The organism is Wenxinia marina DSM 24838 (genome assembly GCF_000379485.1).
Classification (GTDB): Bacteria; Pseudomonadota; Alphaproteobacteria; order Rhodobacterales; family Rhodobacteraceae; genus Wenxinia; species Wenxinia marina.
Genome location: NZ_KB902312.1, coordinates 58961 through 79340 on the forward strand (window position 1 = coordinate 58961; position 20380 = coordinate 79340).

Annotated in this window: 22 protein-coding genes; 10 read left to right on the forward strand and 12 right to left on the reverse strand. The window is 71.7% G+C overall.

The genetic code is table 11. The features are described from left to right. Positions 1-48: 48 nt before the first annotated feature. Genes A37W_RS0116270 through A37W_RS0116280 form a run of 3 tightly spaced genes read right to left on the reverse strand, consistent with a single transcriptional unit; the run spans position 49 to position 2097 of the window. A complete protein-coding gene (locus A37W_RS0116270; protein ID WP_018304102.1) occupies positions 49-573 on the reverse strand; it encodes a hypothetical protein in 525 nt (174 codons plus the stop codon). Further along, positions 566-1384, reverse strand: coding sequence for a GNAT family N-acetyltransferase (locus A37W_RS0116275; RefSeq protein WP_018304103.1), 819 nt, complete (start codon positions 1382-1384; stop codon positions 566-568). Before A37W_RS0116275 ends, A37W_RS0116270 begins: the two co-directional genes overlap by 8 nt. Then, complete coding sequence (locus A37W_RS0116280; RefSeq protein ID WP_026198558.1) at positions 1381-2097, reverse strand: 16S rRNA (uracil(1498)-N(3))-methyltransferase; 717 nt, start codon at positions 2095-2097, stop codon at positions 1381-1383. Before A37W_RS0116280 ends, A37W_RS0116275 begins: the two co-directional genes overlap by 4 nt. A gap of 12 nt (positions 2098-2109) precedes the next feature. Here A37W_RS0116280 and ubiA point away from each other — a divergent pair, with 12 nt between their 5' ends. The 3 genes from ubiA to A37W_RS0116295 all read left to right on the forward strand — a co-directional run bounded on the left by ubiA (position 2110) and on the right by A37W_RS0116295 (position 5409). Further along, on the forward strand, positions 2110-3078 hold the full coding sequence (gene ubiA, locus A37W_RS0116285) for a 4-hydroxybenzoate octaprenyltransferase (RefSeq protein ID WP_018304105.1): 969 nt from the start codon (positions 2110-2112) through the stop codon (positions 3076-3078). A gap of 67 nt (positions 3079-3145) precedes the next feature. Beyond that, positions 3146-5056: an OmpA family protein gene (locus A37W_RS0116290; RefSeq protein ID WP_018304106.1), complete on the forward strand. Its 1911-nt coding sequence runs from the start codon at positions 3146-3148 to the stop codon at positions 5054-5056. Between the two features lie 29 nt (positions 5057-5085). Then, positions 5086-5409 carry a hypothetical protein gene (locus A37W_RS0116295; RefSeq protein WP_018304107.1) on the forward strand — a complete coding sequence of 108 codons (324 nt, stop codon included), beginning with the start codon at positions 5086-5088 and terminating at the stop codon, positions 5407-5409. Positions 5410-5900: 491 nt separating this feature from the next. Here A37W_RS0116295 and A37W_RS0116300 read toward each other — a convergent pair whose 3' ends face one another. From A37W_RS0116300 to A37W_RS0116315, 4 genes are all read right to left on the reverse strand, one after another. Next, positions 5901-6689: an exodeoxyribonuclease III gene (locus A37W_RS0116300; RefSeq protein ID WP_018304108.1), complete on the reverse strand. Its 789-nt coding sequence runs from the start codon at positions 6687-6689 to the stop codon at positions 5901-5903. A 119-nt stretch (positions 6690-6808) separates the two neighbouring features. After that, on the reverse strand, positions 6809-7135 hold the full coding sequence (locus A37W_RS0116305; protein WP_018304109.1) for a hypothetical protein: 327 nt from the start codon (positions 7133-7135) through the stop codon (positions 6809-6811). Positions 7136-7387: 252 nt separating this feature from the next. Next, entirely contained in the window at positions 7388-8542 is a 1155-nt protein-coding gene (locus A37W_RS0116310) for an aminotransferase class I/II-fold pyridoxal phosphate-dependent enzyme (protein WP_018304110.1), read from the reverse strand. A gap of 194 nt (positions 8543-8736) precedes the next feature. Then, positions 8737-9423 carry a response regulator transcription factor gene (locus tag A37W_RS0116315; protein WP_018304111.1) on the reverse strand — a complete coding sequence of 229 codons (687 nt, stop codon included), beginning with the start codon at positions 9421-9423 and terminating at the stop codon, positions 8737-8739. A gap of 190 nt (positions 9424-9613) precedes the next feature. Between A37W_RS0116315 and ribA the strand changes: the two genes are divergently transcribed. Further along, positions 9614-10702 (forward strand): GTP cyclohydrolase II, encoded by a 1089-nt coding sequence (gene ribA, locus A37W_RS0116320; protein ID WP_018304112.1) that lies wholly within the window; start codon positions 9614-9616, stop codon positions 10700-10702. 243 nt (positions 10703-10945) lie between these two features. On the opposite strand, the gene A37W_RS0116325 is transcribed toward ribA, so the two are convergent. Next, the gene (locus tag A37W_RS0116325) at positions 10946-11884 is read right to left on the reverse strand and encodes a quinone oxidoreductase family protein (protein WP_018304113.1); all 939 of its coding nucleotides are present in this window, start codon (positions 11882-11884) and stop codon (positions 10946-10948) included. Between the two features lie 39 nt (positions 11885-11923). Here A37W_RS0116325 and A37W_RS0116330 point away from each other — a divergent pair, with 39 nt between their 5' ends. Then, entirely contained in the window at positions 11924-12430 is a 507-nt protein-coding gene (locus A37W_RS0116330; protein WP_018304114.1) for a L,D-transpeptidase family protein, read from the forward strand. Positions 12431-12441: 11 nt separating this feature from the next. Here the strand turns inward: A37W_RS0116330 and A37W_RS0116335 are convergent, their stop codons facing one another. Continuing rightward, positions 12442-13095, reverse strand: coding sequence for a YggS family pyridoxal phosphate-dependent enzyme (locus A37W_RS0116335; RefSeq protein WP_018304115.1), 654 nt, complete (start codon positions 13093-13095; stop codon positions 12442-12444). 222 nt (positions 13096-13317) lie between these two features. Between A37W_RS0116335 and A37W_RS0116340 the strand changes: the two genes are divergently transcribed. From A37W_RS0116340 to holA, 5 genes are all read left to right on the forward strand, one after another. After that, positions 13318-14472 (forward strand): porin, encoded by a 1155-nt coding sequence (locus A37W_RS0116340; protein ID WP_018304116.1) that lies wholly within the window; start codon positions 13318-13320, stop codon positions 14470-14472. A gap of 169 nt (positions 14473-14641) precedes the next feature. Next, a complete protein-coding gene (locus tag A37W_RS0116345) occupies positions 14642-15088 on the forward strand; it encodes a DUF3576 domain-containing protein (protein ID WP_018304117.1) in 447 nt (148 codons plus the stop codon). Positions 15089-15162: 74 nt separating this feature from the next. Next, the gene (gene leuS / locus A37W_RS0116350) at positions 15163-17733 is read left to right on the forward strand and encodes a leucine--tRNA ligase (protein WP_026198559.1); all 2571 of its coding nucleotides are present in this window, start codon (positions 15163-15165) and stop codon (positions 17731-17733) included. Beyond that, the gene (gene lptE, locus A37W_RS0116355) at positions 17720-18220 is read left to right on the forward strand and encodes an LPS assembly lipoprotein LptE (protein WP_018304119.1); all 501 of its coding nucleotides are present in this window, start codon (positions 17720-17722) and stop codon (positions 18218-18220) included. The genes leuS and lptE overlap by 14 nt, the downstream gene beginning before the upstream one ends. Beyond that, entirely contained in the window at positions 18217-19248 is a 1032-nt protein-coding gene (gene holA / locus A37W_RS0116360; protein ID WP_018304120.1) for a DNA polymerase III subunit delta, read from the forward strand. The genes lptE and holA overlap by 4 nt, the downstream gene beginning before the upstream one ends. Before the next feature lie 84 nt (positions 19249-19332). Here holA and A37W_RS0116365 read toward each other — a convergent pair whose 3' ends face one another. From A37W_RS0116365 to A37W_RS0116375, 3 genes are all read right to left on the reverse strand, one after another. Then, complete coding sequence (locus A37W_RS0116365; RefSeq protein ID WP_018304121.1) at positions 19333-19572, reverse strand: hypothetical protein; 240 nt, start codon at positions 19570-19572, stop codon at positions 19333-19335. 116 nt (positions 19573-19688) lie between these two features. Further along, positions 19689-19925 carry a hypothetical protein gene (locus tag A37W_RS0116370; protein ID WP_018304122.1) on the reverse strand — a complete coding sequence of 79 codons (237 nt, stop codon included), beginning with the start codon at positions 19923-19925 and terminating at the stop codon, positions 19689-19691. A gap of 196 nt (positions 19926-20121) precedes the next feature. Further along, entirely contained in the window at positions 20122-20349 is a 228-nt protein-coding gene (locus A37W_RS0116375; protein ID WP_018304123.1) for a hypothetical protein, read from the reverse strand. Between the last annotated feature and the right edge of the window lie 31 nt (positions 20350-20380).

The following is a 20380-nucleotide window of genomic DNA, read 5'->3' on the forward strand; positions in this document are numbered from 1 at the left end:
CGTCTGGCGATCGGTCGGGCGCACAGGTGGCGCGGGCGGGCGCGGCTGTCAATGCCGCGGGGCGGGGAGGATCCGGGGGCGGCGCCAGACGGTCTCGCGCCCGCCGCCGGTCTTCTGCAGCGCCTCGACGAGCCGGCCGGAGGGCAGGCCGGGCAGGGCGGTGAAGGCTTCGAACAGGCCGTCGGCCCCCTCCGCGTCCACGGGGATCGCCAGCGGCGGGCCGCCCGGGCCGGTCAGCCACCAGTGCGCAGGACGCGAGTCGCGGTCGAGGTCGAGTCGCTCGAGGTCGCCGAGATCGGCCGATCCGCCGCCGAGCGGGCCGAAGTAGGTGACCCGCGCCTCGTCCACCTCCACCACGCCGAGGCCGCCGCCGCCGCGCCGGAAGCGGACGGCGCGCAGCGCCGCGAGCCCCGCGGCGACGGACAGCGCCGCGAGCGCCCACCCCAGCCAGCGGAGCGGGCCCAGCGCGGTCAGCCCCCACCACAGGCCGATCGCCGCGAACAGCGCCGCCACCAGCGGCTCGCGCCAGCGCCACATCGCGGCGCGGACCTCGGGGCGGAGGAAGTCAGACATGCTGCGGCCCGTCGAACAGCAGGAGGGTGAAGCTGCCGACGGGGCGGAAGCCGACCGCCTCGTAGGCGCGCACCGCCGCCGCGCCCGAGGCGAAGAGCGTCGCGCCGGTCACGCCCCTCTCGCGCGCCGCGAGAAGGTCCAGCGCCACCGCCCGCCGCGCATGGCCGCAGCCGCGCAGGTCGGGCGGGGTGTAGACGCCGCCCAGTTGCACCATCCGCGGCGCGCGCGCGTTCACGCCGGTCATGGCGAGCGGGGTGGTGCCGTCCATCAGGACGCGGTGGGTGTCCTCGCGCGTCGCCCTTGCCCACCAGGCGTCGACGTTGTCGTGCACCAGGTGTTCGGGCGTCTGCAGCGCAACGCGGTGGTAATCCGCCATCCAGCCCCGCAGCACCTCCTCCGGCGCCTCCGTCATCGGCCGCAGGACGCCCGGCCCGTCCGGCACGATCAGGTCGGCGAGGGCGAGCGAGAGGTGCACCTCGTCGTGGTCCAGCGTCCGCGGCGCGTCCGCGAGGGAGAATACCGACTCCAGCGCGCGGACCTGCGCGGTGGGGCCGAGGATGCCGGTCGGCGGGCGGATGTCGGCGGCGACGGCGGCACCCGGGTCGTCGAGGACCGGCAGCAGGACGCCGTGCGCGGTCTGGCCGAGGAGGCACGCGAGGGGCTCGCCCTCCAGCCAGAACGTCATCGCGAAGGGGTGGTCCTCGCCGAGGCCGTGATCGAGGAGGTTGCCGAGCGGGAACATCGCGCTGTCCATCCGCCCTTCGAGGTAGGCGACGATGGCCGGCACGTCCGCCGCCTCCGCCCGCCTCACCGCCAGTCCCCGAGCGCGGCCTGCCACAGCGTCAGCGCCGCCACCGCCGCCGTGTCGGCCCGCAGGATACGGGGGCCGAGGGCGACGGGATGCGCCCCCTCCATGCCCTGCAACCGGGTTCGCTCGGCGTCCGAGAAGCCGCCCTCCGGCCCGATCAGGATCGCCCAGGGGCCGGGCGCGTCCGGCAGGGCGGGGGGCGTGCCGGCGAGGCCCTCGTCGCAGAACATCAGGCGCCGGTCGGGCCAGCGGTCCAGGAGGGTGGAGAGCCTCGCCAGCTCCGCCACCTCGGGCACGACCGTCGCGCCGCACTGCTCGGCCGCCTCGATGGCGTGGATCTGCAGGCGGTCGGTGCGGACGCGTTCGGAATTGGTGAAGTCGGTCTGGACCGGGACGATCCGGGCCGCCCCCATCTCCACCGCCTTCTCGACGATGAAGTCGGTGCGCGCCTTCTTGATCGGCGCGAACATCAGCCACAGGTCCGGCGGCGGCCGCAGCGGCGCAGTCTGCTCCGACACGGCGAGCACCCCGCCCCGCTTGCCCGCCTCGGCCACCTCGGCGACCCACTCGCCGTCGCGGCCGTTGAACAGCCGCAGGCCCGCGCCGACGCCCAGGCGCATGACGCCGAACAGGTAGTGCGCCTGCTCCCGCGACAGCGGGACGGTTGAACCCGCCCCGAGCGGCTGGTCTACGTAGAGGCGGATATCGGAAGCCATGGGGCGGACCATATGGCCGGCAATCAGGGCACGCCAGAGGCCCACCGGGGAGCGGTGGCGGACGCGGTGAGCGGCAACTGGGTCGACCGCCTCGCCCCCGCGGCGACGCGGCCCTACCTGCGCCTGTCCCGCGCCGACCGGCCGATCGGGACGTGGCTGCTGCTGCTGCCCTGCTGGTGGGGGCTGCTGCTGGCAATCCTCGCCACCGGGACGGCGGGCTGGGGCGACGCGTGGATCGCGCTCGGCTGCGCGATCGGCGCGTTCCTGATGCGGGGCGCGGGCTGCACCTGGAACGACATCACCGACCGCGACATCGACGGCTCGGTCGCGCGGACCCGCTCGCGGCCGATCCCGTCGGGACAGGTCAGCGTGCGGGGCGCGCTGGTCTGGATGGTCGCGCAGAGCCTGATCGCCTTCGCGATCCTGCTGACCTTCTCGCCCGCGGCCATCGCGCTCGGCATTGCCGCGCTGCTGCCGGTCGCGGTCTATCCCTTCGCCAAGCGGTTCACCTGGTGGCCGCAGGTGTTCCTGGGGCTCGCCTTCAACTGGGGCGCGCTGCTGGCCTGGGCGGCGCATGCCGGCGGCCTGTCGGCGGCGCCGGTCGTCCTGTACCTGGCCGGGATCGCGTGGACGCTGTTCTACGACACGATCTACGCCCATCAGGACGCCGAGGACGACGCGCTTATCGGCGTGAAATCGACAGCCCGCCTGTTCGGATCGGACAGTCCGCGGTGGCTGCGGCGATTCCTCGTGGCGTCGGTCCTTTTGATGGGTCTGGCGGTGATCCTCGCCGGCGTCGGCGGATCGCCGCTGGCGCTGGCCATCGCGCTCGGCGCGCCCTGGGGGTTCGGGTGGCACATGACATGGCAGCTTGCCCGCTTCGACGCGGAGGATGGCCCGACCCTGCTGCGGCTGTTCCGGTCGAATCGCGATGCCGGTCTCCTCGCCGTGATGTTCCTCGGCGTCGCCTGCCTGCTCTGATTGCAAGTCCCGGCCCCGCACCTTAGAGAACCCGCGTTGCAAGAGAGACACGGGGACGAGCCGAAAGATGCGGATTTCCTCTCTGGCCATTGCCATCGGAGCGTTCGTCCTCGCCGCCATCCTCGCCGGCGTCGCCGCCCGCACCATCGCCATGACGGTGGAGGAGGCGTCGCTCCGCGGCGTGCAGGAGGCGCTGATCGACGGCGGCCACGAATGGGCCAGCGTGCAGGCGGACGGCCTGCAGGTCATCCTCGAGGGCGAGGCCCCGTCCGAGGCGGTGCGCTTCCGCGCCATGTCGATCGCCGGCGGCGTGGTGGATGCCAGCCGGGTCATCGACGCGATGCGCGTGAAGCCGAGCGAGCAGATCGCCGCGCCCGAGTTCAAGGTCGAGATCCTGCGCCACGAGGCCGGCCTGTCCCTCATCGGCCTGATCCCCGCCGACACCGACCGCGACCGGCTGACCGCGCGCCTGTCGGAAGTGGCTGACGACGCCGAGATCTCGGACTTTCTCGAGATGGCCGACTATCCGCCGCCGCCGACCTGGCGGGGCGCCATGGATTTCGCCGTGCGCGCGCTGGAGCTGCTGCCGCAGGCCAAGATCTCGGTCACGGCCGAGCGGGTCACGGTGCTGGCCCTCGCCGCCAGCGAGGCCGAGAAGCGGCGGCTGGAGACGACGCTCAGCCGCGCCGCGCCGGAGGGGGTGCGGATCACGCTCGACATCGCGGCGCCGCGGCAGGTGGTGACGCCGTTCACCGTGCGCTTCTCCCTCGACGCCGACGGGGCGCGGCTGGAGGCGTGCTCGGCCGACACCGACGTGGGGCAGCGGCAGATCCTGCAGGCCGCCGTGGCGGCGGGGGCCGAGGGGCCGCTCGCCTGCCCGCTGGCGCTGGGCACGCCGTCGCAGACCTGGGGCGAGGCCTCCGCGATGGCGATCTCCGCCGTGGCCGAGTTGGGCGGCGGCACCGTCACCCTGTCCGACGCCGACGTCCGTCTCGTCGCGGCCGAGGGGACCGATCGGGACCTCTTCGACCAGGTGGCCGGGCGGCTGGAGAACGCGCTGCCCGACCTCTTCGCGCTCGACGCGGTGCTGCCCGAGACGCTCGAGGCGCCGCCGGAGGGCGCCCCCGAGTTCACCGCCACCCTGTCGGACGAGGGGGCGGTCCAGGTCCGCGGGCGGGTGCCCGACGACCTCGTGAACGGCATGATCGACAATTTCGCCCGCGCCCGGTTCGGGGCCGAGAACGTGACGATGGCCACCCGCGTGACCGAGGGGCTTCCGCAGGGCTGGTCGGTGCGCGTCCTCTCGGCGCTCGAGGCGCTGTCGATGCTGTCGAACGGGTCCGTGCAGGTCGGGCCCGACAGCCTGGAGGTGCGCGGCAACACCGGCAACGCCCAGGCGTCCGCCGAGATCTCGCGCCTGCTGCTGGAGAAGCTGGGCGAGGACGCGGATTTCGACCTCGACATCTCCTACCAGGAATCGCTGGACCCGATCGTCGGCCTGCCGACGCCCGAGGAGTGCATCCGCCGCATCGGCATCGTCACCCAACAGCGGCGCGTCCTGTTCGATCCGGGCTCGGCCACGCTGACGCGCGAGTCCGAGCAGGTGATCGACGACATCGCCGAGATCCTGCGCCAGTGCATGGACCTGCCGCTCGAGATCGCCGGCTACACCGACAGCCAGGGCAGCGAGGGCGGCAACCTGCGGCTCAGCCAGAACCGGGCGGACGCGGTGCTGACCGCGCTGCGCACGCGCCGGGTGCCGGTGGGCACGTTCACCGCCCAGGGCTATGGCGAAGTCGACCCGATTGCCGATAATGCGACCGAGGAAGGCCGCGAGGCGAACCGGCGGATCGAGTTCCGGGTGCTGCCGGCGGCCGGCGAAGAGGTGGCCGCCGACGGGGCGGAGGACGCCGAGGCCGACGTCGAGGGCGAGAATGCGGAGCCGTCCGAAGAGACGGCGGACGACGCGGCCGAATAGGACGGCCGAGCAAGGGGCAGGCGGGCAACATGAACCGGATGGAATTTATCTTCGCGACGGCGGTCATCCTGTTCGTCGCCTTCTGCCTCGGCTGGTTCGCCGGCTGGCTCGTCAACCGCTTCACCCGCGTGACCAAGGCCGAGATCGGCGAGCTCGACCGCATGGCGCAGGCCCTGCACGAGGCCGAGGAGACCCGCGACCAGGCGATCACCTACCTGCAGCAGCGCGAGGCCGAGATGACCACCCAGCTCAGCCAGACCGAGGCCGAGCTGCGTGCCGCCATGGACGGTCTGCGCGACGCCCGGCGCGAGGCCGAGGAGCTGCGCGCCTACATCGAGCGGCAGAACGCCTGAGGGGCCGTCCCTTTCTCCGACTTCAGTATCGCCCCGCCCGGAACAGCCGCGCCAGCGGCCCGGGCAGCGTCTGGCCGCCCCCCGGCCAGACGCTTCCTCGCCACCTGGACGACGATCGAAGTCATGCGGGGGCGGCGGGATAAATCGCTCCCACCGCCGCGTCGGAGCGTCTGCCCGCGGCCAGACGCTGCCCTCCCGTCTTCCCTGCGCAGTTCGGAGCGTCGGGGTCCCGGGGTCGGGCCCGGGACGGGTGTGACTTCGGACCCGACCGTTTCGTACGTCCCCGCCCGGCAAGGGGCAGCGTCTGGCCGCCCCCCGACCAGACACTTCCACGCCGCCTGGAAGACGATAGATGTCGTGGGGGGGCGGCGGGATGAAGTGCATTCACCGCCGCGTTGGAGCGTCTGACCGCGCCCAGACGCTGCCCTTCCGTCTCAGGCAGTCGAACCGGATCCGTCTGCGGCCCCCGCTCATCGCCCGCAAGCAGACCCCTACACCTCGAACGTCGCCAGCACCGGCACGTGGTCGGAGGGTTGCTCCCACCCACGCACGTCCTTGAGCACGCGGCTGGAATGCGCCGCCCCCGCGATGTCCGGCGTCGCCCAGAGGTGGTCGAGGCGGCGGCCCTTGTCGGCGGCGCGCCAGTCGGGCGCGCGGTAGGACCACCAGGAATAGAGCCTGCCCTCGGGGATGTGCGCCCGTGTCACGTCGACCCAGGCCCCGGCCTCCTGCGCCTCGCCGAGATGAGCCACCTCGACCGGGGTGTGCGAGACGACGCGCAGCAGTTGCCTGTGGCTCCACACGTCGTCCTCGCGCGGGGCGACGTTCAGGTCGCCGACGAGGATCGACCGCCGCGGCGGTTCGGCGCGGAAGGCGTCGCGCATGTCGGTGAGGTAGTCGAGCTTCTGTCCGAACTTGAGGTTCACCTCGCGGTCCGGCACGTCGCCGCCGGCGGGGACGTAGAAGTTGTGGATCACCACCCCGTTCTCCAGCCGCCCCGCGATGTGCCTCGCATGGCCGAGGCCGGCATGATCCAGCGCGGAGACCTCCTCGATCGGCAGGCGGGACAGGATGGCGACGCCGTTGTAGCTCTTCTGCCCGCGGCCCAGCATCCAGCGATAGCCGAGCGCACGGAAGCGGTCGTGGGGGATCTTCTCGAACGGGGACTTGCACTCCTGCAGGCACAGGACGTCCGGCGCCGCCTCGCGCAGCAGCCGCTCGACGAGGGGCGCGCGCAGGCGGACCGAGTTGATGTTCCAGGTGGCGAGGGTGAAGGGCATCGGCGGGTCCGTTGGTGGCGTCCGGCCCTTCTGGTCGGACGGCGGCCGGCCCGCAACCCGGTCCCCGGAACGACGACGGCCCCGCCGGGGGCGGGGCCGCGACATCGGTGGCCGGACGATCAGGGCGTGATCGTATAGGTGTCGATGGCGCAGATGTTCACCACGTCGGTGACCACGTTGCCGTTCGAGAACTCCATCCGGAAGTCGTAGTTGCAGTCCACCACATTGCGGATGCGCATCGAGTAGTTCTGCCCGTTGCCGAGGACGCGGCTGCCCAGCAGTTCGTTCTCCCACGAATTGTTCGACTGGGCGGACGCCCAGAAGTTGACGAGCGTCATGCCCGACCGGTTGCGGACGGTGATGTCCTGGGTCGACTGCGCGACGGCGGTCGTCGCTGTCAGAGCGGCGAGCGCGAGGGCGGGGACGAATTTGCGAAACGAATACACGTCGGTTTCCTCCTAATGATCACCACAGGCCGCCAGCACGGCCTGCGTTCTGGCGGAACGGTAAGCCGACCGGCGAATATCCGCCAAGTGATTTGTTGACGCGAGGGGAGCCAAGAGGGGGAAAGGTCCGGAAATCCGGACCGTTCGGCCGTCCGACAGGCGGGCCGTATACGAGAAGACCCCGGGCCGGCGCCGGCCCGGGGTCCTACGAGGGAATGAATGACGTGACCCCGTCATCAAGGGCTTCGGCCATCAAACGCGTTCCCCATGCGCGGGTTCCACAGGGGTGGAGGAATCTTCGCAGGCCGTCCGCGACCACTCCGCCACCCGCGCCAGACCGGCCTGCAGCACGTCCCCGGCGCAGCCGCAGCCGATGCGGACCGTTCCCTCCACGCCGAAGGCCGACCCCGGCGTGAAGAGGACCGAGGCCTCGGTCGCGAGCCGTTCGCAGAGCCGCGCGGAGGACAGCGGAAGATCGTACCGCAGGAGCGCGGTCGTCCCCGCGGCGGGCGCCGTCCAGGACCAGCCCGGCGTCGCCGCGACCCACTCCGCGACCCGCGCCACGTTGGCGGCCAGCAGATCCCGCCCGTGTCCGAGGATCGCCGGCGCCGCCTCCAGCGCCACCGCCGCGAGCAGGTCGTCGATCCGGCCGACGCTGATCGTCGTGTAGTCCCGGTGGATCTCGACCCGTCGCAGCACCTCCTCCGGCGCGACGATCCAGCCGACCCGCAGGCCGGCGAGGGCGAACGCCTTGGACATCCCGCTGGTGGAGATACCCTTTTCATAGAGGTCGGCGACCGAGGGCGTGCTGTCCGGCGCGAGCCCCCGGTAGACCTCGTCGCACAGGAGCCAGGCGCCGGCTACTCGGGCGATCTCCACCACCGCGCGCAACTCCTCCGCCGGGAGAAGGGCGCCGGTGGGATTGTTGGGGTTGGTCAGCGCCACCAGCCGGGTGCCGGGCGTCACCGCCTCCGCCAGCCGCTCCATGTCGAGCCGCCAGCCTGACGCTTCGTCCAGCTCCACCCGTACGAGGTCGGCGCCGAGGCTCTCGGGGATCGACGTGTGCTGCTGGTAGCTCGGCACCACCGACACGACGCGATCCCCGACACCCACGAGCGCCTGGTAGACCAGGTGGTTCGCGCCGATGGTCCCGTGCGCGACCATGACGTTCGCCGGCGACTGCCGCGCATGCAGGGCCGCGATCGCTGTCCGCAGGCGCAGCGAGCCGGGGATCTCGCCGTAGCCGAGCCAGAGCTCCCGCACCTCGTCCATCGCGTCGGGGGCACCGGCCAGCGCCAGCATCTCGCCCACCGTCAGCGAGTGGATGCAGGTCTCGGCGAGGTTCAGCGACACCCGCGTCTCCCATTCGTTCATCCACTGCTCGACGGCGAAGGGGGCGATGTGCATGGGAACTCTCCGGCGGCGGGACTGTCCCGCCAGCGGACCCTGACCGGTCCGGCCGCGCATGTCACGCCGCCGGCAAAAGAAAACCCGGGCACGACGGCCCGGGCAAGTCCAACAGGGAGGATGGTGACGTGACCCGGTCACCGGCGGGCTTCGGAGGGCGGAACGCCGCTCGGGGCGATCCGGTTTCATCCGCGTCAGGCGACCAGCCGGTATCCGCCGGATTCGGTCACCAGCAGGCGCGCGTTCGAGGGATCGGGCTCGATCTTCTGGCGCAGCCGGTAGATGTGCGTCTCCAGCGTGTGGGTGGTGACGCCGGCATTGTAGCCCCAGACCTCGTGCAGCAGCACGTCCCGCGGCACCACGCCCTCGGCCGAGCGGTAGAGGAACTTCAGGATGTTCGTCTCCTTCTCGGTCAGGCGCACCTTCTTCTCGTCCTCGGTGACCAGCAGCTTCTGCGCCGGGCGGAAGGAATAGGGCCCGAGCTGGAAGATCGCGTCCTCGGACTGCTCGTGCGTCCGCAGCTGGGCGCGGATCCGGGCCAGCAGGACGGGAAACTTGAACGGCTTGGTCACGTAGTCGTTCGCGCCGGCGTCGAGGCCGAGGATGGTGTCGCTGTCGCTGTCGTGGCCGGTCAGGATGATGACCGGGCACTTCACGCCCTGCTTGCGCATCAGGCGGCACAGCTCGCGCCCGTCGGTGTCGGGCAGGCCGACGTCGAGGATGACGAGGTCGAACAGCCCCGCCTTCACCTTGGTCATCGCGTCCGCGCCGTCGGTGGCCTCGAACACGTCGAAATCCTCGGTCATCACGAGCTGCTCGGACAGCGCCTCGCGCAGGTCGTCGTCGTCGTCGACGAGCAGGATCTTCTTGAGTTGTGCCATCACCGCTCTCCAGGTTTTCCGGGTCCTCCGCCCCCTTTCCGGGGTCCGGGGTTCCGCTCATGTGTGTAACAGGTACGTGTAGGGGAAGTTCCCCGTCACACGGCTCACGCAGAGGTGTCGCTGCGTGCGGAAATGTTTCAATCGCGGTGCTTTGCGCCTACATGAGCGGACCGCCAGCGAGAGAGCCGCGATGAGCCTCGTTCCCAGCCTGCCAGAGCGCCTGTCCCGAGCGCGGTCCGACCTGCGGATGGGGCTGCCCGTCATCCTGGTGGGCGAGGGCGGCGCCGCGCTGGCCGCCGCGGCCGAGACGCTGGGCGCGGAGCGGCTGGCCGATCTGCGCGCGCTGGGGGCGCCGGTGCTCGCCATCACCCGCCGGCGGGCCGACACGCTGCGGGCGCGGGCGTACTCCGCCCACGTGGCGCGGGTGGTGCTGCCGGACGCGGCGGACGTGGGCTGGATCCGGGCGGTCGCCGATCCCGCCGACGACCTGAAGGTACCGCTGAAGGGCCCGCTGGAGACCGGGCGGGGCGGCGACGAGTCGCTGGCCCGCACCGCCGTCGCGCTGGCCAAGTCGGCGCGCCTCCTGCCGGCGATGGTGCTGGTACCGCTCGCCGACGGGACCGTGCTGTCGGAGCATACGGGACTCACGCGCCTGCCCGCCGCCGCGGTCGATGCGCTGATGGGCGACGTGCCGGACGTGGCCGAGGCGATCGCGGCGAGGCTGCCGGTCGAGGCGTCCGAGCGGGCGCGGCTGCGCGTCTTCCGTCCCGGCGACGGCGGGGAAGAGCATTACGCGGTCGAGATCGGCCGCCCCTCGCGCGACCGGCCGGTGCTGGCGCGGCTGCATTCGGCCTGCTTCACCGGCGACGTGCTCGGCTCGCTGAAATGCGATTGCGGCCCGCAGCTGCGTGCCGCGCTGGCGCAGATGGGGGCGGAGGGGGAGGGGGTGCTGCTCTACCTCAACCAGGAGGGGCGGGGGATCGGGCTGGCGAACAAGATGCGGGCCTACTCGCTGCAGGACCAGGGGTTCGACACGGTGGAGGCGAACCACCGCCTCGGCTTCGAGGACGACGAGCGCGACTTCCGCATCGGGGCCGAGATGCTGCGCGGCATGGGCTTTGCGCGCGTGCGCCTTTTGACCAACAACCCGGCGAAGGTGGAGCGGCTGTCCGCCTGCGGCATCGAGGTGGTGGAGCGGGTGCCGCTGAAGGTCGGCGAGACCCGGTTCAACCACCACTACCTCGCGACCAAGGCGAAGAAGTCGGGGCATCTGCTGTAGGGGGCCTGCGCGGAGGGCGAGCCGGGCAACGCGACGACGCGACGGAAATGGCGTCGCGCGGTCGCTCCGGCAGACCGATGAGGCGAGGGCGCGCCGTCGCCTCCATCCCCACCCGTCGCGGGCCTGAACCCGGGACCCCGATCCATCGGTCCCTCGGTCTCGTCGAGGCCCCGGGTCAGGCCCGGGGCGGGCATTCCCACCGGCTCCGCTGCGCTTCCCGCAAGCCGTCGACGGGACACCCGCCTACGGCACCACCACCGCCTTGCCCCGCACCTCGCCCCGCCCGACCCGGCCGAGCAGGTCGGCCACGCCGTCAAGTCCGACCGTCCCGGCGACGACCGGCTGCAGGATGCCCGCCACCGCCATCGCGGCGACGCCCTCCGTCACCTCGCGCCCCGCCCGCACCGCCAGGACGCGGACGCCGCGCCGCCACAGTCTGCCGACCGCGAGAGGCAGCAGCGTCCGCACCGGGCCGCCGACCGCGCGGTAGGTGCCGCCCGGAGCCAGCGCCCGCGCCACGACCGACCCCGGCCGCGTCGCCACCATGTCGAGGATCAGGTCCCAGCGCCGCCCCGTCGCGGCCCAGTCGACCGCGCGGTAGTCCAGCACCTCGTCCGCGCCGATCCCGCGCAGCCAGTCCAGCTTTGCCGCGCTGTCCACCGCCGTCACGTGCGCCCCGGCCGCCCGGGCGATCTGGACCGCCAGCGTCCCCGACCCGCCGCCCGCGCCGTTGATCAGCACCCGCGTACCTGGCCCCACGCCCGCCATGCCCTGCACCGCGATCGCGCCGGGCTGCGGCAGGGCCGCCGCCGTCACATCGTCCAGCGCGTCCGGCACCGGCGCGAAGGCGGCCGCCGGCCCGCAGGCGACCTCGGCGAAGCCGCCCTTCGTCGTCACCACGTCGCCCATCACCCGCTGGCCGAGCGCGAAGCCTTCGACCGCCTCGCCGAGGCCGATCACCTCGCCCACGACGTCCGAGCCGAGGATCTTGCGCCGCGGCCGCCGGAGGCCGCCGAGGCGGGCATAGGCCGGGCGGCCGGTCAGCCCCTCCCAGTCCGACAGGTTCGCGCCGCAGGCCAGGACGCGCAGCTGCACTTCCCCCCGGCGCGGCTCGGGCGTGGGGACGTCGGCCAGCCGCAGCATGTCGGGGCCGCCGTAGATGTCCTGCAGGATCGCCTTCATGGCTTGAACTCTGGCCGTCTCTCTGGACCTTGTCACCGGATGAAAACCTCACCCGCCGACCTCGTCCTGACGCCGACCGGCCTGCGCGCCGGAGAGCGGCGCCTGCCCTGCACGATCGGGCGGGGCGGGTTGCGCGATGCCTCCACCAAGCGCGAGGGCGACGGCGCGACGCCGCGGGGGGTGCACCGGATCGTGGGGATGCTCTACCGGTCCGACAGGATTCCCCGTCCCGCGCCGTGGGCCGTTCCGATCGGTCCCGCGGACCTGTGGTCCGACGACGTCGCCGATCCCGACTACAATCACCGCGTCCGGGCGCCGCACCCCTTCTCGCACGAAAGGCTGCGGCGGGCGGATCCGATGTACGACCTGGTGCTGGTGACGGACTGGAACTGGCCGGAGGCCGTGGCGGGCAAGGGCTCGGCGATCTTCGTCCACCAGTGGCGGCGGCCGGGGTGGCCGACGGCGGGTTGCGTCGCGCTCTCGCGGCCGGACCTGCAGTGGCTGGCGGCGCGGATCCGGCCCGGCGCCCGCCTGATCGTCCGCTGATCCGTGGGCGCCTAGCCCGTCACCCGCTCGCCGAAGATCGCCGACCCGACGCGGACATGGGTCGCGCCGTGGGCGATCGCCTCCTCGAAGTCGCCGCTCATCCCCATCGACAGGCCCTCGAGCCCGTGCTCCGCGGCCATCCGCGCCAGCAGCGCGAAGTGCGGCCCCGGCGGCTGGTCCACCGGAGGAATGCACATCAGCCCGACGAGGGGGAGGGACAGCCGCCGCGCCTCGCCGATCAGCGCGGGCGCGTCCGAAACCGAAACCCCGGCCTTCTGGGATTCGTCCCCGGTGTTCACCTGCACGAAGAGGTCGGGGCAGGCCCCCGTCTCGTCCGCGATCCGCGCCAGCGTCGCGGCCAGCTTCGACCGGTTCAGCGTGTGAATCGCGTCGAACAGCGCCATCGCCGTGCGCGCCTTGTTCGTCTGCAGGGGGCCGATCAGGTGGACCTCCACCGGTCCGAACCTGTCGCGGAAGGCGGCCCACTTGCCCTCGGCCTCTTGCACCCGGTTCTCGCCGAAAAGGCGATGCCCTTCCTCCAGCACGGCGGCCACCCGCGCCTCCGGCTGGACCTTGGACACGGCGATCAGGCGCACCGAGGCGGGGTCCCGCCCGGCCCGTTCGGCCGCCTGCGCCACGCGGTCCGCGATCTCCGTCAGCCCCATGCCAAGCCCCCGTCATGTCTCGCAAATCGAGACCTAGCCCGGCGCGGCGGCGGTGTCATCCCGGCCGTCGCTGCCGGATATGTGTCCCTCGTGCATCATTTCCGGGGCGCGGTCCCGCGCACGGGGCAAAGCTCTTGATGTGTGCCGGTCCGAGGGAGCATAGCCATCGTCAATGCTAGTTGGACTGGCATTCTCGGGAATGCAAAACACGAGGGAATATCCATGAAGAGCATCCTCCTCGCTTCTGCCTCGATCGTCGCCTTCGCCGGCGCCGCCGCGGCCGAAGTGACCTTCGAAGGCTCCGCCACCGTCGGCTACCAGGACACGGACAGCCCGGCGAAGGCCGACGACGACTACGGCTTCTACTGGGACGCGACCCTGTCGACCACGTTCTCGATGGAGCTGGACAACGGCGTCACCGCCGCCGCGACCTTCGACATCGACGTCGCCGATGACGACACTTCCATCGACCTCGAGTCGGCCGGCTACCTCTTCAGCCTGACCGCCGACATGGGCGCGATGTACTTCGGCGAGACCGCCTTCGCGGCCGAGACCTACTGGTCGCCGGTCGGCGATATGGAGCAGGACGGCTTCTCCGAGGCCGACGGCGAGACCGTGCTCCGCGGCGAAGTGATGTTCGGCGGCGTGACCGCCGGCGCGTCCTACGTCGTGGCCGATGCCGGCAACGACATGGTCGAGGACAGCTCGGACCAGATCGTGGACCAGCTCTCGGTCGGTGCGACCGGCGAGTTCGCCGGCTTCACCTTCGCGGTGGCCTACCAGGAAGAGTCGGACTTCGCTGACGACGCCGACGAGGACGCCGTTAGCGGCCTCTACGACCCGGTCGACGAGAACGGCGACTTCAACCCGGACGAAGTCTTCGGTGTTCGCGTCGGCGCGACCTTCGCCGGTGCCGACATCGCGCTGGGCTACGCCCAGAACATGACCGACGACGCCAGCTCGCTGGGCGTCCAGGCCTCGTACCCGATCGGCCCGATCACGGCGACCGCGTACTACGTCCTGGAAGAGATCGACGGTGTCGACGACGTCGAGGACAACTACGGTCTGACCGTCGCCTACGCGTCCGGCCCGATCGCCGCGACCGCCGACTACGACTACGACCAGGGGACCAACAAGTTCAACGTTGATGGCTCCTACGACATCGGCAACGGCGTGATGGTCGTCGCCGGTCTCGAGTACCAGACCGACCCCGACAAGGGCACCGACTACTACGCCGGTGTGGTTGTCGACCTCGGCTCGGGCGCCGAAGTCCTCGCCGCCTACGCTGAAGACGGCGATGACGACGATGCGGATCAGGAGATCGGCACGTACGAGCTGGAAGACGGCATCACCGTCGAGGCCTCGTTCACCTTCTGATCGACCCGATCGGAACGAACACGCGGGAGCGGCCCTTCGGGGCCGCTCTTTGCGTTTGCGGCCAAGGGGATGGCGCGCCTGCGGCGGCGGGCTTCCCGGCTTGTGACCGCGCCTCCCGTCCGCTAGCATCCGGCCACGACGACGCCAGGGCCCTGGGGAGGGGCGAGACGTGACCCGCACCAGCCGATCCCTGACCCGTACCGCGGCGATTGCCGCCCTCGCGCTGGGCCTGACCGCGTGCGGCTTCACCCCGTTCGGATCGCTCGCCCCCGACGTCCAGCCGGCCGTCCGCCAGCCGGCCCGCGCCGCCGGCGCCGAAAGCGTGGCGGTGAACCGCTACCTCTGGACCGCGGCGCTCGACACGCTGTCGTTCCTGCCGATCCAGTCGGTCGACCCGTTCACCGGCGTCATCGTCACCGGCTACGGCACGCCGCCCGGCGGCTCCACCGCCTACCGGGCGACCGTGCACATCAGCGACCCGGCGCTCGACGCCCGCGCGCTGAACGTGGCCCTCGCCACCCGGTCCGGCCCCGTCCCGGTCGAGACGCAGCGCGCGGTCGAGGACGCGATCCTGTCCCGGGCGCGCGAGTTGCGGATCCGCGACGGCGGTCTCTGACGCTTCTGGAATCCACTGCCCGAACGGGGTAGGTCCAGCCTCGACGCCCTGAGGGGCAAGCCGAAGGTATGCCGATGTCGCGCTATTCGCCGTCCGAGATCGAACCGAAATGGCAGGCCGCCTGGGACGCGGCCGGCACCTTCCGCGCGGAGCGGGACGAGAGCCGGCCGAAGTACTACGTCCTCGAGATGTTCCCCTACCCGTCGGGGCGCATCCACATCGGCCACGTCCGCAACTACACGATGGGCGACGTCATCGCGCGCTACAAGAAGGCGCGCGGCTTCAACGTCCTGCACCCGATGGGCTGGGACGCCTTCGGCATGCCGGCGGAGAACGCGGCGATGGCCTCGGGCGGGCATCCGCAGGACTGGACGTACAAAAACATCGCCGAGATGAAGGCGCAGATGAAGCCGCTCGGCTGGTCGCTGGACTGGTCGCGCGAGCTGGCGACCTGCGATCCGGAGTACTACGGCCAGCAGCAGGCGCTGTTCATCGACATGCTGGAGAAGGGCCTCGTCTACCGCAAGAACGCGGTGGTGAACTGGGATCCGGTCGACATGACCGTGCTCGCGAACGAGCAGGTCATCGACGGCAAGGGCTGGCGCTCGGGCGCCGAGGTGGAACGGCGCGAGCTGACCCAGTGGTTCTTCCGCATCTCCGACTACTCGGAGGAGCTGCTGGCCGCCCTCGACCGGCTCGACAACTGGCCCGCCAAGGTCAAGCTGATGCAGGCCAACTGGATCGGCCGGTCGCGCGGACTGCAGTTCGCGTTCGGGATGACCGAGGCGCACGGCAACTTCGACCGGATCGAGGTCTACACCACCCGCCCCGACACGCTGATGGGCGCGTCCTTCGTCGCCGTCTCGCCCGACCACCCGCTCGCCCGCCAGCTGGAGCGGGAGAGGGCGGACGTCGCCGCCTACTGCGCCGAGGCGCGCAAGGGCGGCACGACCGAGGAGGCGCTGGAGACGGCCGAGAAGACCGGCTTCGACACAGGCCTGACCGTCCGCCACCCGTTCGACACCGGATGGGAGCTGCCGGTCTGGATCGCCAACTTCATCCTGATGGATTACGGCACCGGCGCCATCTTCGGCTGCCCGGCGCACGACCAGCGCGACCTGGACTTCGCGCGGAAGTACGGCCTGCCCGTCGCCTCGACCTTCGAGCCGGCGGAGGTCACGGGCGACTACGCGGCGCCGGAAGAGGGGGCGGCCGCCTATGTTCCGCCGAAGGACCAGCCGGTGCGCTACGTCCGGCTGATCGCGGGCGATGAGGTCCAGACGGGCGCCGACGGGGTTGAGGCCGCCATCGCCTTCTGCGAGGCGAACGGCGTCGGCCGCGGCGTGACGAAGTACCGCCTGCGGGACTGGGGGCTGTCGCGCCAGCGCTTCTGGGGCTGCCCGATCCCGGTGATCCACTGCGAGGCATGCGGCGTCGTGCCGGAGGCGAAGGAGAACCTGCCGGTCGAGCTCCCCTATGACGTCTCCTTCGGTATTCCGGGCAACCCGCTGGACCGTCATCCGACCTGGCGGAACGTCAAATGCCCACGTTGCGGCGGCGACGCACAGCGCGAGACCGACACGATGGACACGTTCGTCGATTCGTCCTGGTACTTCGCCCGCTTCACCGCGCCGAATGCCGACACGCCGACGGTGGCCGAGGATGCCGGCTACTGGATGAACGTCGACCAGTATATCGGCGGGATCGAGCACGCGATCCTGCACCTGCTCTATTCCCGCTTCTTCGCCCGCGCGATGCACCAGACCGGCCACCTGCCGGAGAGCGCGATTGAACCGTTCGACGCGCTGTTCACGCAAGGCATGGTCACGCACGCGATCTTCCGGACCGAGGACGCGGCCGGCCGCGCCGTCTATCACTTCCCCGAGGACGTGGAGCTGCGGGACGGTGGGGCGTTCCTGAAGGACGGCACGGCGGTCGAGATCATCCCCTCGGCCAAGATGTCGAAGTCCAAGAAGAACGTCGTCGACCCCGACGACATCGTTCGCGACTACGGCGCCGACACCGCCCGCTGGTTCGTCCTGTCCGACAGCCCGCCGGAGCGGGACGTCGAATGGACCGCCGCAGGCGCCGACGCCGCGCAGAAGCACCTGGCGCGCGTCTGGCGCGTAGCGCTGGACGCGGCCGAGGCGGAGGAGGGGCAGGGGCCGGGCGACGCGGATCTGCGGCGGACGCTGCACCGGGCGATCCACGACGTGACGATGGGGCTGGAAAGCTTCGGCTTCAACGCCGCCATCGCCAAGCTGTACGCGCTGACGACCGCCCTGCAGAAGTCCGACGCCGGCGGCACGGCCCGCCGCGAGGCGGCCGGCGTGCTGGCGCAGCTCATGGCGCCCTTCACGCCGCACCTGGCGGAGGAGGTGTGGGCGGCGCTGGGCCGGGACGGCCTGATCGCCGACGCGCCCTGGCCCGAGGCCGATCCCGCGCTGCTGACCGACGACAGCGTCACCCTGCCGATCCAGGTGAACGGCAAGCGCCGGTCCGAGGTGACGGTGCCCAAGGACATGGGGAAGGGCGAGATCGAGGCGCTCGTCATGGCGGACGAGGCCGTGCAGAGGGCGCTCGCCGGCCAGCCGGTCAAGAAGCTGATCGTCGTCCCCGGGCGCATCGTCAATGTGGTGGCCTGAGGGCGCCACGCGGCGCGGCGCGGTGCTCGCGCTGCTGGCGCTGGGCGCCTGCGGCTTCACCCCCGTCTACGCCCCCGGCGGCCCGGGCGAGGTGCTGCGCGGCCAGGTGGCCTACGCCACGCCTGCCACGCCCGCCGGCTACCGCCTGCGGGCGCGGCTGGAGGATCGTCTGGGACGGAACGAGGGGGCGCCGCTGGGCCTGACGGTGACGCTGGAGATCGCGGACGAGGCGACGGCCATCGGCGCCGACGGGGCACAGACGCGGTTCACCCTGCTCGGCCGCGCGCCGTGGCGCCTCGAGTCGCGGCCCGATGGCGCGGTGATCGCCGAGGGCGTCGCCGACGCCTTCACCGCCTATTCCGCCACCGGCTCCACCGTCGCGACCGAGGCGGCGGCGCGGGACGCCCGCGACCGGCTGGCCGTCATCCTCGCCGACCAGATCGTCACCCGGCTGCTGGCCCTGTCGCCCGATCTGGCCGCGCGATGAAGCTGTCCGGCCGCGACGTCGCGGGGTTCTTCCGGGCGCCGCCGTCGCCCCTGCCGGCGGTGCTGATCCACGGCGAGGACGCGATGCGCGTCGCGCTGAAGCGGCAGGAGCTGATTCTCAAGCTGATCGGCCCGGAGGGCGAGGGCGAGATGCGCCTCGCCCGGATCCCTGCCGCCGACCTGCGCAAGGATGGCGCGGCCCTCGACGCCGCGATGCGGGCGCAGGGCTTCTTTCCGGGGGCGCGCGTCGTCTTCGTCGAGGAGGCGACCGATGGCCTGGCCGAGACGATCGGCGCCGCCCTGGCGGACTGGCGCGAGGGCGACGCGACCGTGGTCGTGACGGCGGGCCAGCTTTCGGCGAAGTCGGCCCTGCGCAAGATGTTCGAGAGCGACCGGCGCGCCGTGGCCATCGCGCTCTACGACGATCCGCCGTCGGAGGGCGAGGTGATGGACCTGTGCGCGTCCACGGGCCTCGCCCCGCCGGACGGCGACGGGCGCGCCGCGCTGATGGCGCTGTCCCGGGACCTGTCGCCGGGCGATTTCCGCCAGACGGTGGAGAAGCTGGGCCTGTACCTGCACGGCGAGGGGCGCGGTCCCACGGCGGCGGATGTGGCGGTGATGGCCCCGCAGTCCCACGAGGCCGACCTCGACGACCTGATCGCCGCCGTCGCCGACGGCGGCCGCGAGCGAATCGCCGAGGTGCTGCGCCGGCTCTATGCGCAGGGGGTGCAGCCCGTCGGCCTGTGCATCGCGGCGCAGCGCCATTTCAGGCGGCTGCACGCCGCGGCGTCGGACCCGGGCGGCCCTGCGCAGGGCGCCGGTCGCCTGCGTCCTCCGGTCTTCGGCCCGCGCCGCGATCGCCTGGTCCGGCAGGCGGAGGCCTGGGGCCGGCCCGCGCTGGAACGGGCGCTCGACGTGCTGGTGGAGACGGACCTCGCGCTGCGCTCGGCCGGCCAGACGGCCCCGGCGGCGGCGCTGACGGAACGGGCGCTGATCCGGCTCGCCATGATGGCGAAGGGGCGCGGCTGAAAGATCGGCCTCGTGCCGCCGAATCAAAATGCCGTCCCGCCGGATGGCAGGACGGCATCGGAGCGATCGAGGATCGCGGTAATCTTAGGACGCGTCGTCTTCGTCGTCGCTGTCGTCACCCGAAACGGCCAGCGCCACCAGACCGGCGACGAGGACGGCGGGAATCACCCAGCCGGGGAGCGAGCCGCGGGGGGCAGCGGGCTCGACGATCTGGACCGGCGCGACCGGAGTCTCGACGATCTCGTCGGCGAAGCCGCCGGCGAAGGACGCGGTGGCCATGGGGATCGCGACGAGCGCGGCGACGAGGGTCTTGGCGAGGGGCATGGAAACTCTCCTGTATGAGTGCCAGTCGGCACAATACCGGGCTATTGGGCCAGTTCAAACCCGTTGACCGGTGATGGCTGAAAATTGCCGAGGCGCTGCGGCCACGGCTCACTGAATCAGAATGCGGCGGAGTCTTCGTCATCGTCGCTGTCGTCGCCGGACACGGCGAGAGCGACGAGGCCGGCCACGAGGACGGCCGGGATCACCCAGCCCGGCAGGGAACCGCGGGGGGCGACGGGTTCGACGATCTGGACGGGGGCTTCGACGATCTCGTCGGCGAAACCGCCGGCGAGGGCAGCCCCGGCCGGCAGGGTGGCGAGGGCGGTGGCGATCGCCAGCTTTCTGAACGGCATGGGCTGTCTCCTTGGTTCATGCTGTGGGACGAGCCTATTGCGCTCACCCCACGTTTCAAGGCGTCAGTCGGGATTCGTTGCGAGTAAAGCGCCGCCGATGCCGCGGCCGCAGCGGGAAAGGGCAATTCCCGCACGACAAAAAAACCGGCGGCCATGGGCCGCCGGTTCCGGATCGACGCGAAGCGTCGATCGACGATCAGTCTTCTTCGTCGTCCGAGTCGTCGCCCGAGACGGCCAGGGCCACCAGGCCGGCCACCAGAACGGCGGGGATCACCCAGCCGGGGAGCGAGCCGCGGGGGGCGGTCGGCTCGACCACAACCACCGGAGCTTCGACGATCTCGTCGGCGAAGCCGCCGGCGAAGGCGGTGGAAGCGGCGAAGGTCGTGGCGACCGTGGCGGCGAGGAGGGTCTTGGTGAGGCGCATGTCTCTACTCCAGTTGATAACAAAGCGTTGA

Bases quoted from the DNA above. Each gene is read 5' to 3' on its own strand.
- A37W_RS0116270 (WP_018304102.1), bottom strand. From the start codon at position 573: ATGTCTGACTTCCTCCGCCCCGAGGTCCGCGCCGCGATGTGGCGCTGG.
- A37W_RS0116280 (WP_026198558.1), bottom strand. From the start codon at position 2,097: ATGGCTTCCGATATCCGCCTCTACGTAGACCAGCCGCTCGGGGCGGGT.
- ubiA (WP_018304105.1), top strand. From the start codon at position 2,110: ATGGCCGGCAATCAGGGCACGCCAGAGGCCCACCGGGGAGCGGTGGCG.
- A37W_RS0116290 (WP_018304106.1), top strand. From the start codon at position 3,146: ATGCGGATTTCCTCTCTGGCCATTGCCATCGGAGCGTTCGTCCTCGCC.
- A37W_RS0116295 (WP_018304107.1), top strand. From the start codon at position 5,086: ATGAACCGGATGGAATTTATCTTCGCGACGGCGGTCATCCTGTTCGTC.
- A37W_RS0116300 (WP_018304108.1), bottom strand. From the start codon at position 6,689: ATGCCCTTCACCCTCGCCACCTGGAACATCAACTCGGTCCGCCTGCGC.
- A37W_RS0116310 (WP_018304110.1), bottom strand. From the start codon at position 8,542: ATGCACATCGCCCCCTTCGCCGTCGAGCAGTGGATGAACGAATGGGAG.
- A37W_RS0116315 (WP_018304111.1), bottom strand. From the start codon at position 9,423: ATGGCACAACTCAAGAAGATCCTGCTCGTCGACGACGACGACGACCTG.
- ribA (WP_018304112.1), top strand. From the start codon at position 9,614: ATGAGCCTCGTTCCCAGCCTGCCAGAGCGCCTGTCCCGAGCGCGGTCC.
- A37W_RS0116325 (WP_018304113.1), bottom strand. From the start codon at position 11,884: ATGAAGGCGATCCTGCAGGACATCTACGGCGGCCCCGACATGCTGCGG.
- A37W_RS0116330 (WP_018304114.1), top strand. From the start codon at position 11,924: ATGAAAACCTCACCCGCCGACCTCGTCCTGACGCCGACCGGCCTGCGC.
- A37W_RS0116335 (WP_018304115.1), bottom strand. From the start codon at position 13,095: ATGGGGCTGACGGAGATCGCGGACCGCGTGGCGCAGGCGGCCGAACGG.
- A37W_RS0116340 (WP_018304116.1), top strand. From the start codon at position 13,318: ATGAAGAGCATCCTCCTCGCTTCTGCCTCGATCGTCGCCTTCGCCGGC.
- leuS (WP_026198559.1), top strand. From the start codon at position 15,163: ATGTCGCGCTATTCGCCGTCCGAGATCGAACCGAAATGGCAGGCCGCC.
- lptE (WP_018304119.1), top strand. From the start codon at position 17,720: ATGTGGTGGCCTGAGGGCGCCACGCGGCGCGGCGCGGTGCTCGCGCTG.
- holA (WP_018304120.1), top strand. From the start codon at position 18,217: ATGAAGCTGTCCGGCCGCGACGTCGCGGGGTTCTTCCGGGCGCCGCCG.
- A37W_RS0116365 (WP_018304121.1), bottom strand. From the start codon at position 19,572: ATGCCCCTCGCCAAGACCCTCGTCGCCGCGCTCGTCGCGATCCCCATG.
- A37W_RS0116370 (WP_018304122.1), bottom strand. From the start codon at position 19,925: ATGCCGTTCAGAAAGCTGGCGATCGCCACCGCCCTCGCCACCCTGCCG.
- A37W_RS0116375 (WP_018304123.1), bottom strand. From the start codon at position 20,349: ATGCGCCTCACCAAGACCCTCCTCGCCGCCACGGTCGCCACGACCTTC.